General features: G+C 65.2%; 14 protein-coding genes and 1 tRNA gene. 9 read left to right on the top strand and 6 right to left on the bottom strand.

Annotation, left to right across the window (positions count from 1 at the left end; genetic code table 11):
* Positions 1–4: 4 nt before the first annotated feature.
* On the bottom strand, positions 5–2,383 hold the full coding sequence (gene lonB / locus ACNSN4_RS06615) for an ATP-dependent protease LonB (protein ID WP_418285004.1): 2,379 nt from the start codon (positions 2,381–2,383) through the stop codon (positions 5–7).
* A 170-nt stretch (positions 2,384–2,553) separates the two neighbouring features.
* Here lonB and ACNSN4_RS06610 point away from each other — a divergent pair, with 170 nt between their 5' ends.
* From ACNSN4_RS06610 to ACNSN4_RS06600, 3 genes are all read left to right on the top strand, one after another.
* On the top strand, positions 2,554–3,084 hold the full coding sequence (locus tag ACNSN4_RS06610; RefSeq protein WP_418285003.1) for a nicotinamide-nucleotide adenylyltransferase: 531 nt from the start codon (positions 2,554–2,556) through the stop codon (positions 3,082–3,084).
* A 97-nt stretch (positions 3,085–3,181) separates the two neighbouring features.
* Entirely contained in the window at positions 3,182–4,033 is an 852-nt protein-coding gene (locus tag ACNSN4_RS06605; RefSeq protein ID WP_418285002.1) for an SAM hydrolase/SAM-dependent halogenase family protein, read from the top strand.
* Positions 4,034–4,524: 491 nt separating this feature from the next.
* On the top strand, positions 4,525–5,253 hold the full coding sequence (locus ACNSN4_RS06600; protein WP_418285001.1) for a helix-turn-helix domain-containing protein: 729 nt from the start codon (positions 4,525–4,527) through the stop codon (positions 5,251–5,253).
* A 35-nt stretch (positions 5,254–5,288) separates the two neighbouring features.
* On the opposite strand, the gene ddfA is transcribed toward ACNSN4_RS06600, so the two are convergent.
* Complete coding sequence (gene ddfA / locus ACNSN4_RS06595) at positions 5,289–5,615, bottom strand: DdfA family disk-determining factor (RefSeq protein ID WP_418285000.1); 327 nt, start codon at positions 5,613–5,615, stop codon at positions 5,289–5,291.
* Between the two features lie 187 nt (positions 5,616–5,802).
* Positions 5,803–6,264 carry a DUF5793 family protein gene (locus tag ACNSN4_RS06590; RefSeq protein WP_418284999.1) on the bottom strand — a complete coding sequence of 154 codons (462 nt, stop codon included), beginning with the start codon at positions 6,262–6,264 and terminating at the stop codon, positions 5,803–5,805.
* Positions 6,265–6,476: 212 nt separating this feature from the next.
* Between ACNSN4_RS06590 and ACNSN4_RS06585 the strand changes: the two genes are divergently transcribed.
* From ACNSN4_RS06585 to ACNSN4_RS06565, 5 genes are all read left to right on the top strand, one after another.
* Complete coding sequence (locus ACNSN4_RS06585) at positions 6,477–8,210, top strand: type II/IV secretion system ATPase subunit (protein ID WP_418284998.1); 1,734 nt, start codon at positions 6,477–6,479, stop codon at positions 8,208–8,210.
* Complete coding sequence (locus ACNSN4_RS06580) at positions 8,210–10,423, top strand: type II secretion system F family protein (RefSeq protein ID WP_418284997.1); 2,214 nt, start codon at positions 8,210–8,212, stop codon at positions 10,421–10,423. The genes ACNSN4_RS06585 and ACNSN4_RS06580 overlap by 1 nt, the downstream gene beginning before the upstream one ends.
* Positions 10,424–10,604: 181 nt before the next feature.
* The gene (locus tag ACNSN4_RS06575) at positions 10,605–11,264 is read left to right on the top strand and encodes a class I SAM-dependent methyltransferase (protein WP_418284996.1); all 660 of its coding nucleotides are present in this window, start codon (positions 10,605–10,607) and stop codon (positions 11,262–11,264) included.
* Between the two features lie 69 nt (positions 11,265–11,333).
* Positions 11,334–11,404: transfer RNA gene (locus ACNSN4_RS06570), tRNA-Gly, on the top strand.
* Positions 11,405–11,875: 471 nt separating this feature from the next.
* A complete protein-coding gene (locus ACNSN4_RS06565; RefSeq protein ID WP_418284995.1) occupies positions 11,876–12,841 on the top strand; it encodes a phosphoribosyltransferase family protein in 966 nt (321 codons plus the stop codon).
* Between the two features lie 35 nt (positions 12,842–12,876).
* Here ACNSN4_RS06565 and ACNSN4_RS06560 read toward each other — a convergent pair whose 3' ends face one another.
* Both ACNSN4_RS06560 and ACNSN4_RS06555 read right to left on the bottom strand, forming a co-directional pair.
* Positions 12,877–14,379, bottom strand: coding sequence for a lipopolysaccharide biosynthesis protein (locus ACNSN4_RS06560; RefSeq protein WP_418284994.1), 1,503 nt, complete (start codon positions 14,377–14,379; stop codon positions 12,877–12,879).
* A gap of 255 nt (positions 14,380–14,634) precedes the next feature.
* The gene (locus tag ACNSN4_RS06555) at positions 14,635–15,714 is read right to left on the bottom strand and encodes an NAD(P)/FAD-dependent oxidoreductase (protein WP_418284993.1); all 1,080 of its coding nucleotides are present in this window, start codon (positions 15,712–15,714) and stop codon (positions 14,635–14,637) included.
* A 139-nt stretch (positions 15,715–15,853) separates the two neighbouring features.
* On the opposite strand from ACNSN4_RS06555, the gene ACNSN4_RS06550 reads away from it, so the two are divergent.
* Entirely contained in the window at positions 15,854–16,171 is a 318-nt protein-coding gene (locus tag ACNSN4_RS06550; RefSeq protein ID WP_418284992.1) for a hypothetical protein, read from the top strand.
* A gap of 46 nt (positions 16,172–16,217) precedes the next feature.
* On the opposite strand, the gene ACNSN4_RS06545 is transcribed toward ACNSN4_RS06550, so the two are convergent.
* Positions 16,218–16,889 (bottom strand): metallophosphoesterase family protein, encoded by a 672-nt coding sequence (locus ACNSN4_RS06545; RefSeq protein ID WP_418284991.1) that lies wholly within the window; start codon positions 16,887–16,889, stop codon positions 16,218–16,220.
* Positions 16,890–17,228: the final 339 nt, after the last annotated feature.

Raw genomic sequence — 17,228 nt, 5'->3', positions numbered from 1 at the left:
TCGCTTACTGCGGACTCGGGCTGGAGGGGCTGGAGACGCCGCCCTCCTTGAGCGCCGAGCCGGTGATCGATTTGAGTCGGGAGACCAGCGAGTCCTTCTCGGCTTCGCCCTCGAGGGCGATGTCGAGCACCTCGCTGATGTGCGAGACCGGGATGATCTCGATCATGTCCTTGTACTCGTCTTCGATCATCACGTCCTGCTCGTTGGCCTGCGGAATGATGACCCGCGTGCAGCCTGCCTTCGCGGCCGCCTCGATCTTGTGGGTCACGCCGCCGACGGGGAGCACGTCCCCGCGCACCGACAGCGATCCCGTCATCGCGAGGCTCTGGTCGACGCCGACGTTCTCCAGTGCGGAGATGACGGCGGTCGCGACCGTGATGGACGCGGAGTCGCCGTCGACGCCCTGCTGGCCCGCCTGCACGAACTGGATGTGGATGTCCATCTCCGAGATGTTCTCGTCGGAGAACTTCTTGATGATCGCGGAGACGTTCGAGACCGACTCCTGTGCCATCTCCTTCAGCTGTCCCGTGGCGATGACTTCGCCCGGCCCCTGCGAGGGCGCGACCTCGGCCATCACCGGGAGCATGATCCCGGAGTCCTCTCCCATCACGGCGAGGCCGTTGACGCGGCCGACGACGTAGCCGTCGGAGACCTGCAGCTCGTAGTCCTTCCGGCGCTCGATGAAGTCGTCGGCGAGCTGCTGTTCGATGGAGCGAGAACGCCCCTTCGCGGACAGGACGTGTTCGCGGGTGGTCAACTCGGCGTCCTCGCCGCGGGCGATGTCGCCGGCGACGCGGACGAGTCCGCCGAGGTTCCGGAACAAGAGGGTGAGGTGGCCCTTCCGGCCGGAGCGGCGCTTGGCTTCGAGGATGACTTCCTCGATCGCCTCGGCCGAGAACTCCGGCAGGCGACCGTCCTTCGCGACCTCCTGGGCGATGAACCGGACGTACTTCCGCCGCATCTCCGGGGTGTCTTCGATGGTGTCCTCCATGTACACCTCGTAGCCGTAGCCCTTGATCCGCGAGCGCAGCGCCGGGTGCATGTTCTCCATCGCGTCGAGGTTCCCCGCCGCGATCATGACGAAGTCGGTCGGGACGGGCTCGGTCTGGACCATCGCGCCCGAGGAGCGCTCGGACTGGCCCGTGATCGCGAACTCGCCCTCCTGGATCGCCGTCATGAGGTGCTGCTGGCTGCGGATGTCGAGCGTGTTGATCTCGTCGATGAACAGCACGCCCTTGTTCGCCTTGTGGATGGCGCCCGCCTCGACGCGGTCGTGGCTGGGCGTCTCCATCCCGCCGGACTGGAACGGGTCGTGGCGGACGTCGCCGAGCAGCGCGCCGGCGTGCGCGCCCGTGGCGTCGCGGAACGGCGCGGTCTTCGTGTCGCCGTTGTTCACCAGCAGGTTCGGAATCATCGCGTCCGAGCCGCGGTTCAGGTAGCGGAAGACGAGGTAGACGACCCCGGCCGCGATGATGCCGATGAGGATCTGGCCGACGATGATGAGCGCGTAGCCCAACACGACGGCGATGATGATCCACATCAAGAGCGACCGCATCTGGTTGCGCTTGCGCGCCTCCTCGCGGTGTGCGTCGACGATCTGATCGCCCTTCCCGGCGGGGACGGTCCGGACCTTCGGTTTGTTGCCGTCGTCCGGGTTGTGGTAGACCAAGACGTCCTGCAGCTCTTCTTTCGGGAGCAGTTCGGACATCGCCTTCGCGAGCATCGACTTCCCGGTCCCGGGCGAGCCGATCATCATCACGTGGCGGCGCTGCTTGGCCGCCTTGATGATCACGTCGCGAGCGTGCTCCTGCCCGATCACCTGGTCGACGAGGCGGTCGGGGATTTCGAGCTCGGCCGTGGTGTCGATCTTGAGGCCGCCGAGGAGGTCGTCCTCGTCGGGGTCCTCGTCGATCTCCGCGCCCTCGACCTCGACCGAACTGCCGAGGTCGTCGATGCCGCCGTCGTCTATCGGTTCGTCGATGTCGCCATCGTCGCTCAGTTCTGTGACCCCTTCGGGGGCGGCGCCGTGTGCCTCCTCTCCGTTCGGTCCGGGGCTGCCCGGACTCGGCGCGTCGTCGACGACGACCCCGTCGTCCCAGACGTCGTCTGAGTCGTCGGCGCCCTCGACGTCCGAGTTGTCGGCGCCCTCGACGTCCGAGTCGGTGTCGCGCTCGGCGTCCGAGTCGGTGTCGTCGGTGTCGACACCGTCGGAGTCGGCGGCGGGCACGTCGGGGCGGTCACCGTCGCGCTCGCCGGACGCGGGAGTGCCGTCGCCCGAAGCGTCCTCACCGTTCCCCGCCGCGTCGGACGCCCCGGGGCCGGTTTCGTCCGGCGTCTCGGGGTCGTCTGCGGGCGGGTCGTTCGTGTCCTTTTCGTTACTCATAGAATCGGGTATCGCTACGAAAAACGAGGGGTCGGCTACTGATATACTTTCTCCCCGCGGTCGATCGGTCTGGTATTCACGAACCGTGGGATAGAGTGGCCAAGATGTCTGATATCGGCAGACGTGGGTTCCCACTGGGTTTATAAATGATGGTCACGCAACGTGGATCCATGCGCGGGTTCTACATCGGGCGGTACCAGCCGTTCCACAACGGCCACCGACACATGGTCGAAGAGATCGCCTCGGAGGTCGACGAGCTGGTGTTGGGGATCGGCTCCGCCGGCGACTCGCACACCACCAGGAACCCGTTTACCGCGGGCGAGCGCGTCATGATGGTGACGAAGGCCGTCGAGAACATCGATATCACCACGTACGTCGTCCCCATTGAGGACCTCGACCGAAACTCCGTCTGGGTGGGCCACGTCCAGAGCATGGCCCCGCGATTCGATATCGCGTATTCGAACAACCCGCTCGTCGTCAGGCTGTTCGAGGAGGCGGGCGTCGAGGTACGGGGGTCGCCGATGTTCCGTCGGGACGTCCTCGAAGGCACCGAGCTCCGCGAGCGCATGATCCACGGCCACGACTGGGAGGAGCTGGTGCCGGAGACCGTCGCCAACGTCATCGAAGAGGTCGACGGCGTCGAGCGCATCCGCCGGATCGCTGAGACCGACACGAACGCCGACCCTCCGATGGACGCGTAGCCCCTCGGAACCCGCTTTCCCGACAGACACGCACGCCCTCGACGCCCTCGCCCGTACCCCACCGCCTTTTAACCGCCTGCCGTCTTGCAGTACGCGTATGCTCACGCTCACCTCGGACTTCGGCTCGCCGTACCCCGCCGCGATGAAGGGGGTCATCCGCCGACACACGGACGCCGAACTGATCGATGTCGCCCACGATCTCCCGCGTGGCGATCCGCGTGCGGCGGCCTTCTGGCTCCGGTTCGTCCTCCCCGAGTTCCCGCCCGCGGTCCACTGCGCCGTCATCGACCCCGGGGTCGGGACCGACCGCGACGCGCTCGTCGTCCGCGCCGGTACACACGTCATCGTCGCGCCCGATAACGGGCTCGCGATGCCGCCGGCCCGAGCGCTCGCCTCGTCTGCGGACGACGATCAGAACGCCGCCGACCCCGACGTCGAGTCGTTCGTCGTCGAGGTCGAGAATCCCGCGAGCGCGACGTTCCACGGCCGCGACGTGTTCGCGCCGACTGCGGCCCGGATCCACGCGACGCTTGACGACGATCCGGCCGCGCGGACTCCCGATACGGTGGCCGACGCGCTCGCGGCGATGGACGACCTCTCCCCGGCGGCCGACCCCGTCGACCTCGTCTTACCCGACCCGAGCGTCGAGCGCGACGACGAGGGGGACCCGGTGGCCGTCGACGGCGAAGTGCTCGTCATCGACCGCTTCGGCAACGTGATCACGAACGTGCCGGGAGCGTTGCTTCGGGACCGCGACTGGATCCGAGTCAACGGCGAACTCACCCCCGTCGCCGAGACGTTCGGCGCGGTCGGTCCGGGCGAGAAGCTGGTGACCGTCGGGAGCCACGGCTACGTCGAGTGCGACGTCAACGACGGACGCGGCGACGGCGGGTTCGGCCTCCATCCGGGCGACGACGTTCGGCTCGTCACCGACAACGTGAGCCTATAGCGCCGTGGATTCGGTGAAATCCCACTCCTCAGACGCGTCGCAACTGATTCGACCGTTCGTTGCCGATCGTCCGGTGGTCGAGAGCGGGAGTGGGTGAAGTAGATCGGTTCGGTGGTTGTCGGTTCGGTGGTTGTTTATCGATCGGATTCGGGCGTTGCTGTCGGCTGGTCCTCTGTGATCGACGACCCTGCGCTGAAAGCCCCCAAAGCCCCAGCCTCGTCGCGGTCGTTGATAAGCGGCCGCGACTCCCTCGCACCGTCGGTGAGCGGCCTCGAGGTCGCTTACCGGGGCGCGCCACCGCCTCGTCTCTGATAAATAGCTGCCGCACCCGCTCGCAGTTGCGTAACGATGATACCGTCGCCGGTCTGCAACGCTCGCTCCCGCTATCGCCCGCTGTTGTTCCTGTACGGACGGAGTAGCGACACCCAGAAACTACAAGATGATTTATCATTTCCAAAAGGACTTAACACGCTGCTTGGGTATCGTTTGCAATGAGCAGTATAACAGATCAGAGAGACGACCGGGCCGATTCAGTGGTCGAGGTCGAACTCACGGTGCAGAACGAAGTGTATCCGTTCGTTGGCGTGTCCGGACAAGAGCGTTGCCGGGTCGAACTCGCGAATATCGTCCCACGTCAGGAGGCACAGTACGCGGAGTTTTTCAACGTGTTAGGTGCGCCTCCCGCTCGAGTTATGCGCCACGCAGACTCATACGAGACCGTCGAAACCAGACTCCTCAGCGAATACGACGACGGCGGTCTATTCGAATTTATCGTCTCGGGGGATTGTCCCGCGTATCGGCTCGCTGAACTCGGATCGCTCCCCAAAACCGTCGAAGGTGTCGATGGCCGGGGACGCATCGTCGCCGAGATTCCGTTGCGGTACGATCCGCCAGCAGTTACGGAACGATTCCTTGAGGAGTATCCCGATTTCGAACTTGTCGCTAAACGAACGAGAGAGACGCACACGCCGATGGTGACTCCCTCTACAGTCCAGCAGCCAATTCTCGACAGTCTGACTGAGAGACAGCGGAATATCCTGCAGACCGCATTCGAGATGGGGTATTACGAGTGGCCGCGCGACTGCACGGGACAAGACGTTGCTAACGAGTTCGGGATCACCTCCGCTACCTTTTCAGAACACATCTTCGCGGCCGAGCGCAAGATTCTCACGTTCATGTTCGAACACTCCACCAAGTCTCACCCGACGAGAGGGAAATGACCGCGATTCGGAGACCGGCCGAACTGTCACCCCCGTCACGCCCCGTCGTTCAGTCCTGACGAAACAGCAATCCACCCATCTGCGTCAACGGTGACGGTACATCCCTCGTATCTGAACCGTATACGGCCCCCCGTAAACCGGTGTGGCGGTCCGATGAGCTGATCGAGGGCATCTGGATCGATCGCGTCGTAGAGGGGCTGCAACTCGGTCAAATCGGTGTCGATAGCCTCCGAAACGGCTTCCACGACACAGACGGTGGGTGATCTATCAGCGTCACTGGGAATCTTCGAAGTGTACGCGTCCGACGCGACAGCCGTACGCAGATCTTCATCTTCTTCTCGGGGAGAGTCAGGCGGAGTCATGAGGGAGTGATCTGACTGCTACTCGGTGGAAAAAAGCGAGGAAGAGGCTTATGCTACGTCCCTGTCTCTGAAGGGACGGTCTGTGTCTCCGCTACCCGGATCTCCCCGTGAATCCCTTGTACGGACCTGAAACGCGCTACAAACTGCGTATCGATGGACGCCTGACGTCCCGCAGAGCTCGACGCCCTCAGAGCTCGACGCCGGACGGAATCAGGCTCTCGTTGCGGAGGAGGTTCCCCTCGTGGTCGTACACGAGGAACGTGTGCTTCTCGTACGCGACGAGTCGATCCCCCTTGACGTCGATCTCGACGCGGTAGTGAGCGTCCTCGTCACCGGCGACGTCGCGTGCGGCGTGGATAAACGGGAGCACGTCGGTGGCCGTCTCGTTGAGTTCGAGGATGAAATCGCCGGTGTATCGGTTCGTCACGGCTACTACGCCCTCCGGTTCGTCCGCGCTTGCGAGCGGCTCTCGCAACCGGAACGCCACGTCGACCTCGCTCGCGTCGAGGAGGTCGCCGTCGCTCCCGGAGAGGCGATCGTGCAGTAACCCCTCCGGTCCGTGGAAGTCGATACGGACCAAGGGGGGCCCTCGGCTGTCGGCGCCCTCGCCGACACCCTCGACGGTCAGATCGAAGTAGTCACGCCGCATTGCCTACCACATCGTTTGCGACGGGCGCCTATCAACGTAACGGGCGTTCGGAGTGAATACCGGGCACTCGGAGCGACGGCCCGCCGGGTCGGGCGAGTGACGGGCGTCGGGACAACACCCCGGCGCTGTGTCGCTCGTCATCCCCGATGTCGATGCTGATAATCGTCGGGTGGAATTTAAACCACCGCGCCGCATACGGCTCGTATACGACGATGGCGAGTGACGCACGCGGCGATATCGGAGACCACATCGAAGCCCTCCGGCGACGGCTCTCGCGGACGTGGGAGATGCTGCAAGGGTCGGACGTGGACGTGCGTCCGTTTCGCCCCGACGAGGACGGACCGCTCGCGTCGTTCTCGGTCCCAACGGGCGAACGAGAGGTCGACCGGTACTGGGTGAACGCCCCATACGCGTACGTGGTGATCGCCTACGACGACGCCGAGAGCAAACACCGGTACTACGCGGTCGAGCCCGATCTGGACGCGTTCGAGCGCGAGCTCCTCGACCGCGTCGTCGACGACATCCGCGATCCCCTCCTCTACCGCGGAGGGACCGGTCGGACCGACGAGGAGACGCTGCGCTCGGAGCTCGAAGGACTCCTCGAAGCGTACGGCGTCGATGCCGGAATGGACACCTTCTACGCCCTCTTGTACTACCTCTACCGCGATTTCTGCGGCTACGGCAGGATCGACCCCTTGCTCAACGACCGCCGCATCGAGGACATCTCCTGTGACGGCTACGACCTCCCGATCTTCGCGTATCACGAGGAGTACACGGACATCGAGACGAACGTCTCGTTCGCGAAGGCGGCGCTCGACAACTACGTGATCCGACTCGCCCAGCAGTCCGGCCGACACGTCTCCGTCGGCGATCCCATCGTGGAGACGACGCTGCCGGACGGCTCCCGCGCGGAGCTCGCGCTCGGCGAGGAGGTGACGCCCCGCGGGTCCGCGTTCACCATCCGACAGTACGCCGAGGAGCCGTTCACGCCCGTCGACCTCGTCGAGTACGGCACGTTCTCGATCGAGCAGATGGCGTACTTCTGGCTGTGTATCGAGCACAACAAGAGCCTCATCTTCGCGGGCGGGACCGCCTCCGGGAAGACCACCTCGATGAACGCGGTGTCGATGTTCATCCCGCCGCGCGCGAAGGTGCTCACCATCGAGGACACCCGCGAGCTCTCCCTATACCACGACAACTGGCTCTCCTCCGTCACCCGCGAACGACGCTACGAGGGAACGGACATCGACATGTACGACCTGTTGCGCTCCGCGCTTCGCCACCGCCCCGAGTACATCATCGTGGGCGAGGTCCGCGGCGAGGAGGCTATCACTCTCTTCCAGGCGATGAACACCGGCCACACCACGTTCTCGACGATGCACGCCGACTCGATCGAGACGGTGATAAACCGGCTGGAGAACGAGCCGATCAACGTGCCGCGCGCGATGGTCCAGTCGCTCGATATGCTCTCGATCCAGACCCTCACCCGCTCGGGAGACCAGCGCGTGCGTCGCGCGAAGACGATCGGCGAGATCGGCGGGATCGACCAGCGAACCGGCGAGCTCGACTACTCGTCGGCGTTCGAGTGGCGGCCGGAGACGGACGAGTTCCGCCGGAACGACTCCTCGCTATTGGCGGAGATCGCCGACGAACGCGGCTGGTCCAGATCGCAACTTCTCACCGAGTTCCGACGCCGCGAGCGGTTCCTCGAACTCCTTCGGCACCTCGACATCACCGACTACCGGACCTTCACGGCGCTCGTCAACGAGTACTACGCCGACCCTGATCGGGTGATGGACCGGCTCGAAGACCGGGACGAGACGGCAGACGTGAGCGAGGCAGACGATCAGTCGGGCGCGTCCGGTACCGACGGCCGAACGGGCGAACACGACGCAGACGGCCGGACAGATGCGCCCGGCGCGTACGAGGACGTCGGAGCCCGGTGATGCTCGCGTACGTCCCGCTGTTTACCGCGCTCGGCCTCTGTGTGGCGCTCGTGCTCCCGCTCGCCTCTCGGCGCGCGGACCTGCTCGTCGCCCGGCTCGCGCTGACGCTGTTCGGCGACTACGTCGGCAGGGACGGGAGTCGTCGCCAGCGCCAGCGCGACCGGATGCACGCCGCCCACGTGGGCGGCACGCACCGCGAGTACGCCTCGCGGACGATCCTGTACGCCGGCGTGCTCGGCGTCGCCGGAAGCGTCATAGGGGTGTACGCCGCGGGGGCGCTGCTGTCGGCGCTCGATATCGGCGAGGCCGCGATCCGCGAGTCGCTCCCGGCCTCCGTGGGATTCCTCGCGGGCGTCGCCCGGCTCGCCGAGCTCGGTCTGTTCGAGCTGTTTCTCCTGTTGACCGTCGCATCGGCGACGCTCGGGTCCGCGCTCGCCGTCGGCACCTACTACGGCCGATGGGAGGTGTTGAACCAGCGCGCACACGCCCGAGCCGCCGAAATCGACGCCACGCTCCCGCGGACCGTCGCGTTCATGTACGCGCTCTCGCGGTCGGGGATGGCGTTCCCGCGCGTGATGGACACCCTCGCGGAGAACGAGGACGTGTACGGCGAGGCGGCCACGGAGCTGTCGGTCGCGGTTCGGGACATGAACGCGTTCGGCACCGACGCGCTGACCGCGCTCCAGCGCACCGCGCGCCGGACGCCCAGCGAGGACCTGGCCGACTTCGCGGAGAACCTCGCGTCGGTGCTCGGCACCGGCCAGTCGATATCGACGTTTCTCAGCGATCAGTACGAACTCTACCAAGAGGAGGCGGAGTCGAAACAGCAGCAGTACCTCGAACTCCTCTCGACGTTCGCGGAGGCGTACGTCACGGCGCTCGTCGCCGGACCGCTGTTTTTCATCACGATTCTCGTCGTGATCGGCCTCGTCTTGGACGACACGCTACCGCTGTTGCGAGTCGTCGTGTACCTCGGGGTGCCGCTGGCGACGTTCGGCTTCGTCGTCTACGTCGACAGCGTGACGCAGGGCGTCGGCGGAACGGAGACCGCGACCCGATTCGAAGATGACACCGGCGCGGGAGACGATGCCGACGCCGAAAACGGCGCTGACGAGGGAAGCGACGCCGACGGCCGGACCGCCTCGGCGAACGCGGTCGCCGCGGGCGTCCGGCCCGACGGTGGACTCGCAGGCGACACGAGCGATCCGTCCGGACGAGCGGGGGACGCCGACCGATGGGCGGTGAGCCGCGAGCGCCTCGACGCGTACCTGCGCGTCCGCCGCGCCCGCGAGTGGCTCACGTCGCCGGTGGAGAGCGTCCTCGCGGCGCCCCGGACGGTGTTTTTCGTTACGGTCCCGCTCGCGCTGATCGGACTCCTCGTCTTCGCGTTCCCGATCGCGCGCGGGTCGCCGGTCGAGGTGGCGGCGCAGATCGACACGCCCGTCGTCGTCGCGACCGCGCTCGTGCTCGCGAGCTACTCGCTCGTGTACGAGGTACAGAAGCGCCGCATGCGACGCGTCGAGTCCGCGGTGCCCGACTTCCTCGACCGGCTGGCGAGCGTCAACGAGGCGGGCACTTCGGTCGTCGGGAGCGTGCGACGGGTCGCCGACTCGAACCTGGAGGGGCTGACGGCGGATCTCGAACGCACCCGGCGAGACATCGACTGGGGAGCCGACGTCGCCACCGCCCTGTATCGGCTGGAGCGTCGGATCCGGTCGCCGATGGCGTCGCGGGCCGTCGCGCTCATCACGAACGCGATGCGCGCGAGCGGCGACATCGGTCCCGTCCTCCGGATCGCCGCGGACGAGGCGCGAGCGACGTGGGCGCTCCGCCGCGAGCGCAGACAGGTCATGCTGACGTACCTCATCGTGATCTACATCTCCTTTCTCGTCTTCCTCGGGATCATCGCCTCGCTGTCCGTCTCCTTCATCCCCGCCATCGAGGAGGCGGCTGTCTCCGGAACCGGCGGCGGTCTCTCGGGAGCGACGGACGACGGGGTGGCGAGCGGTCCCGGCGGAATCACGGACGGGATCGGCGATATCAACGCGTTCGCCTACGAGCAGCTGTTCTTCCACGCGGCGTCCGTCCAAGCGATCTGTTCCGGGCTCGTCGCCGGACAGCTCGGAGAGGGCTCCGTGCGAGACGGCGTGAAACACGTCGTGATCCTCCTCGGGCTGACGCTCGTCACGTTCGTCGCTATCGGGCTCGTCTAGGCGGGTCGCCGGTGCAGTCTCCCGATATCGAGCCTCACTGCCGCGGGATCCGCGCCGACCGCGGTCACCGGAGCTATATCTGTACGTGCCGAGAGCCGAGTATGGACTTCGAGGGTCGAACATGAACGCCGAGGGTCGAACATGAACGCCGAGGGTCGAACATGAACGCCGAGGGTCGAGCATGAACGACGAGGGCCCCGACGCGTCGACACCGACCGATCTCCGGTCGACGTACGACCGCATCGCCGCCCACTTCTCGAAGACGCGTGAGTACGCGTGGCCTGAAGTGGCGTCGTTCCTGGACGGGAGATCGGCGGACCGCGCGCTCGACCTCGGCTGCGGCAACGGTCGACACACAGAGCTGCTCTCCGAGCGGGCGGAGACGGTCGTCGGCGTCGACGTGAGCCGCGAGCTACTTCGGGAGGCCGCAGTGCGAGCGCGCGAGCGGGGATTCGCCGACGCCGCCGACTTCGTTCACGGGGACGCCGGCGCGCTCCCGATCGCCGATGACTGTGTCGGACTCGCCGTGTACGTCGCGACGCTCCATCACCTCTCGCCGCGGGCGGCGCGGGTCCGAAGCCTGAACGAACTCGCGCGGGCGCTCGCACCCGACGGCGTCGCGTTGGTGAGCGTCTGGAGCACCGCTCACGACCGCTTCGACCGCGTAGAGGGGTTCGACACGACGGTCGACTGGACCCTTCCGGGCGGCGAGACGGTCCCGCGGTATTATCACATCTACTCGCCTGACGAGTTCGACGCGGACCTCGCCGCGAGCCGCCTTGAACCGGTCGACGTCGACGTTTCGAGCGGCAACTGCTACGCGGTAGTCAGCTCCGAGTGAGCGAGCGGCGGCGGTGTCGCGACCCAACACGGAACGTTTATCAAAACAGTTCGGCCTACGTGTAGATGCGCGCCGGTGGTCTAGTGGTAGGACCTGAGCCTTCCAAGCTCATGGCCCGGGTTCAAATCCCGGCCGGCGCATTTCTCGAACGAAGTGAGAGAAATCGCCGACGGATTTGAATCAGAGAGCGAGCGTAGCGAGCGACCGTGGTTCAAATCCCGGCCGGGGCACTCACTTCGTTCGTGCCCAGCCGACCCCCCGCTCGCTTCGCTCGCGGGGGTCCCGGCCGGGGCATACGCTTCTCCGATCGAGCCACTACGCACATACCTGGAACGAACACAAACGACAGAAGCGCTCAAATCCGGATGTGTCCCGTTTATACCGTAGCACGTAATTTCGTGGAGCCACCGAGGGAGACCGCTCAGTCGAGGCGTATTAAACGGCTTCTAACAGGTGTTCTCGATGTCGGTTAACCTGTTTCAGGCACTGTACCGGCGGATTCGTAGTAAATACGCTCTCTGTCATTTCTCTTCGGGCTGCTCATCGAGAGCCGACCGGTTTGAGCCGTTAGCCGGGTCATTTTATTAGAGAATGATATGGTATTTTTGCGTATGGAATACAGGAGCATCACGGACCTCAAAGCCAGCGTTCATCAACTCGCACGGGAACTGTCTGGAACGATCGATCTCGTTGTCGGCATTCCGCGGAGCGGCCTCCTCGCCGCGAACCTGCTGAGCCTTCGACTGGACGTTCCCATGATGAGCGTCGATGGGCTCAAGAACGAACGGGTGTTGATGACGGGAAATCGGTACGGCACCGTCCGGCCGTTCAATGAGTTCGAATCGGCCCTCGTCGTCGACGACTCCGTCCTCTCGGGAACTCAGATGATCGAGACGAAGTCGGAACTCGAGTCCTACGAGTTTCCGTTCGACGTGGAGTACGGAGCCGTATACATCGCACCGTGGGCCGACGAGCACGTCGATCACTGGGCGGAGGTCGTTCCGTCGCCTCGCGTTTTCGAGTGGAACCTGTTCCATCATCCGGCGTTGGAAAACGCCTGCGTGGATATCGACGGCGTTCTCTGTCGGGACCCAACGCCCGCGGAAAACGACGACGGCGAGAATTACCGAGAGTTTCTGTCGACCGTAGCTCCCGAGGTCGTTCCGAACCAACGGATCGGGTGGCTCGTTACTGCCAGACTTGAGAAGTACCGTCCCGAAACTGAAGCGTGGTTAGACGAGCACGGGATCGAATACGACGAACTGGTGATGATGGACGTACCGGACATGGAGACTCGTCGAGAACGCGGCAATCACGCTCAGTTCAAATCCGACGTGTACGACGCCACCGGTGCGGCGCTGTTCATCGAAAGCGACGCCGAACAGGCGGACGAGATCCGCTCTCAGACCGGAAAGCCCGTATTCTGTAACGAATCGAACGAAATGCTTCAGCCCGGACGCGTTCCCGCCTTACGGAACCAGGCCAAAACGGATCTCGAACAGGTGAAAGAGAGCCCGGTCCTGCACCCGGCGCGGGTCGGGGTTCGTCTCTATCACCGACTCCGGCATCAGTTCTGAGACAGCTGATCGGATTTCCGGATCCGGAACTGCCATCAGCTCTTCATTCCGTCTCGTATCGTTCGCAGATTGTGCTGTATCCCCCAGTCGAAGCGACGTTCGAGGAGGAACGCGACGGCCAAGTAGATGACTGCTCCTGCCGGAACGAGCAGTACGAACTCGCCGAGCGACGAGAGGTCGGTAGCGAAGGCGACGTATCGGAGCGTCACAAACATCACGGACGCGGCGATGAACGGGTACGCGTACTCCGAATATATCTGAGCGGGACGAGCTTCGACCAACTGTGCGGCGAGGTAGACGTCGATCGGCAACATCGGGAAGACGTACACTCCGACGACGACGAGGGCCGTTCCCTCTATCCCCCATCTCGCGGTAGCTGGCCAAATGAGGACTGCGATACAGACGATACGAAGTAAGCCGGTTTTGACGATGTAGTCGGGGCGACCCAACGCCTTCCAAACCGCACCGAAGTTTCGCGTGATCGCGTGAAACAGTCCGTACATCGCGAGAATCTGCATCGCGACAATCATCGGGTTCCACTCCGGTCCGAGGACGGCCGGTACGAAACTCGGAGCGACCAACGCGATCCCGAACGACAGCGGGAACGCCATGAACGCCGTCAGCCTCGTCGTTTGCAGCAGCGCGGCGCGGAGATCATCGATATCGTTTTGCAGCCGTGAGTACGCGGGAAACGTGATCTTGGAGATGACTCCGGACACCTCGGAGGCGGGCAGATCCGCGAGGCGGTACGCGTACTGGTAAAACCCGAGCGCTGTGGCGGAGAGGAACCACCCGACGAAGGCGTCGTCACCCTCGCTGTATATAAAGCTGACAATCGAAGCACCGGTGATCCACTTTCCGTAATCGATCAGCTTTCGTGCCACGTCAAGCTCGAAGGCGGGCCACGGCCGGTACCCGTGGAGGACGTAAGACAGCACGAGCTTTACCAGCGTTTTGCTCACCGTCGCGAACACGAGCGCCCAGACCGTCGGCGAGTACACCGCGTAGCCGACCCCGACGACGAACTGTGCCAGGCTTCCGCCCGATTTGAAGATAAAATCCTTGTGGAAGGAAAGGTCCTTTTCGAAGTACACGACACCGGGGTTGCGGACTCCGTACAACAGCGGGATCAGTCCGAGGACACGAATGAGACTCGTCGCCTGCGGCTCGTCGAAGAAGCCAGCGATGTACGGCGCGGCGACGAACAACCCCCCGAAAAGTAGAAATCCACGGGCGATTTCGAGGGACCAGGTTGTGTTGAGATACCGGTCGACGTCCGTGTCCGAGTCCTGGATGAGCGCCGCGTTGATACCGATATCGGTGAATCGACGCGTTGCAGAGAGGGTCAGCAAGGCAATTCCCATCAGTCCGAAATCTCGCGGGGCCAGCAGGCGGGCGAGAACGACGAGCATCAGCACCTGCGACAACCGGACAGCCGCCTTCGTTGCTGAGACCCAAATTCCGCTTTTAACGGTCCGCTGGACCACGGACCCGGTCGGTATCAGCCCATTGATCAGTTCTCGGAGTCGATCCCTCATCGTCCGCGGGTGCTCAACGTCGGACGTGCGAACTCGACGGTACTACGGCGGTTCCCCATCGATCAGACGGGGGACCGAAGCGGGGATTGTTATGCCGCTCGTAACGGCGATGCGAGTTCGCAGGATGATTTCGCTTTCGTTCCGTCGGAAGCGCACGCTCTCAACGGGCTCGAACCGCCGCGGGATCGACCGTCGGATCGGAGGATGTCGCCCCTCCGTCAGCATTCGATCGTCGGGTTTCGGGTCCGCCGCCGTTCAATCGTCGTCGGCCGCCGACCGATCGGCCTCGACCGCGGCGTCTACCTCTTTGCGCGGCCCCCCCGCGTGCCCCTCGTGAGCGATCGCGGTCGCCATGAGCTCGGGCGAAATCGCCGGGACCTCGTCGGGCTCGACGGGGCCGTCGCGGGCGATATCCTCTTTTGAACGCGGGAACTCGCGGATCTCCTTGTGAATCGCGAGACCGGCCTTCGCGCCCTGTCCCATCGCGACCGGCACCTGATTGTGCCCGGGCGTGATGTCGCCGACGGCGAACACGCCGTCCTCGCTGGTGCGACCGTGGTCGTCCACGTCGATCTCGCCGCCCTCCGTCAGGTCGCAGCCGAGTCCCTCCGCGAGCGCGGTGTTGTAGTCGGAGCCGTACATCGGGAAGCCGCCGCGGTACTCGCGCCGGGTTCCGTCCCCGAACTCCAGCGCCTCTAGCCAGCCGGAGTCGGGGTCGTTCTCCACGCCGGTCACCTCCTCGTGGATGATATCGACCGGGTGTGCTTCCAACTGCGCCGCGGTCTCGTCGCTCCACGTCGGCTCCGCGCCGCGAGTCAAGACGTCGACCTCGTCGGTGACGTTCAACATGATCATCGCGACGTGGGCGGCCGCCTCGCCGTGACCCATCACGTACACCGACTCGTCGACGAACATGTACGCGTCACAGTGGAGACAGTAGTGGAGTCCGCGGCCGGTCCGCGGCAGCGGCGGGTCCGGGCGCTTATCGGAGAAGCCCGTGGCGAGCACGACGCGGTCCGCGAGGATCTCGGCGTCGTTCGTCGTCAGGCGGAACCGGTCGGCGTCGGTGCGTTCGACGTCGGTGACGAAGCCGCGCTCGAACGTGCCGCCGTACGACTGTACCTGTTCGAGGCCGGTGGCGAGGAACTCGTTGCCGGAGGTCTCCTCCGTGACACCGATCACGTTGTGGGTGTCGGCCATCATCGCCGCGCGGCCGCCGCCGCGGTCGATCAGCACCGTCTCGTGGCCCAGTCGCGCCCCGTACAGCGCGGTCGTGAGCCCCGCCGGACCGCCGCCGACCACCGCGATCTCGTACTCGTCGTCAGTCGCACTCATTGTGCGTGTTACGGCGTGCGTCGGTTTAAATGGATTCGTGCTGTGCGCGCTTGGCGGCCAGCCACGTCACCGTCGCCACCGCCTCTTTGTTCGGCCGGTCCCCGGAGACTTATGCCGGTCCGTCGCGTGCGCTGTGGCAGTGCCAACCCGACTCGCCGCGGCCGTCGTCCTCCTGGCGGCCGGTATTACCGCCGACGTCTGCTCCACGTACGCCGCGATCGCCGGGAGCGAGTACGTCGAGGGGTCGCCGGTCGGGAGCGCGCTGATCGGTCGCTACGGTCTCGTTCCCGGGATGCTGCTCACCAAGGCGGCCGGGATGGTCGTCATCGGAATCCCCGTCGCCGTCGCGGGCGGCACGCGGCGGCTCGTCGCGACGGTGATGTGCGCCGGGGTCGGGCTCCTCTCACTCGGCGCGGCGGTCAGGAACGTCCTGCTCCTCGTCGGACTGTGGCCGTAGCGGGTCGCCGACTCCCGCCGCTCGCGTGTCACTCGCTCGTCTCTCTTCACTCGCCTTTATAAAGCCGCGCGGCGGTACGTTCGGGAAGTCCGGCGTCGGCGACGGCCTCGCTGACCCGGTCGATATCGTACGCGATTCGGTGGAGTTCGACCTCGCCGGTCTGGGTGTCCAGCACGCCGTATCCCGCGTCCGGATCGCCGTCGCGCGGCTGCCCGACGCTCCCCGGGTTGACGACGATTCCGCCCGCGACCTCCCGTTTTCCTTGGACGTGGGTGTGTCCGAGGACGATTCCGTCGTACTCGCCCATGTGTCGGTCCAAGTTCGAGAACTCCTCCGGGTGGACGTACGCGTCCTCGCGCTCGGCCGCGGGGTGTGAGTGGACGAGCAGGTACCGCCCGCCAGCGAACTCGGTGGTCCGCGGGAGCCCGCGGAGCCACGCGAGTTGGTCGTCGGACAGCGTCGCCTTCGCGTGTTCGAGCCCCGCCTCGGCCATCCGGTTGGCGCGGTAGCGCTCCGGTGTCTCGACGGTGCGGTCGTGGTTGCCGCGGACGGTCATGGTCGCGACCTCGCGCACGCGTTCGACGCACTCGGCGGGCCACGGGTTGTACCCGATCACGTCGCCGGCGCAGACGATCCGGTCGACGGCGGGCATGTCGTCAAGAACGGCTTCGAGCGCGGGCAGATTCGCGTGGACGTCCGAGATGAGCCCCACCTTCATCGGCTCGGTGTAGGGAAGCGAGGCCCGAATAGGTTCGGCCGATACGTGGTTTGGTACGGGATCGAGCGCTTATAAGTGACTGGTGATGATTCTGCGGTGAACACCTCCAAAGCCCCAGCCGCGAGGACGAAGCACGGCGCAGCAAGCACCGCAGCGAAGGAGCGATAGCGACTGAGCGAGGAGCACAGCAAGCCGCGCGAGTCGTCGCGGCAGGGCGAGAGCGGAGCTCTCGCTTGCAACCGGCGCGTAGCGCCGGTGACTGCCCCTTTGAGTCCCACCCGTACCGCACCGCAACCGCACCTCACGCCTCCCCAACCTCGCGGTTCGCGCTCAGAGAGC

The organism is Halorubrum marinum, from assembly GCF_048381195.1.
Taxonomy (GTDB): Archaea; Halobacteriota; Halobacteria; order Halobacteriales; family Haloferacaceae; genus Halorubrum.
The sequence above is the reverse complement of the archived record's forward strand: the minus strand, read 5'-3'. Positions and strand labels throughout refer to the sequence as shown.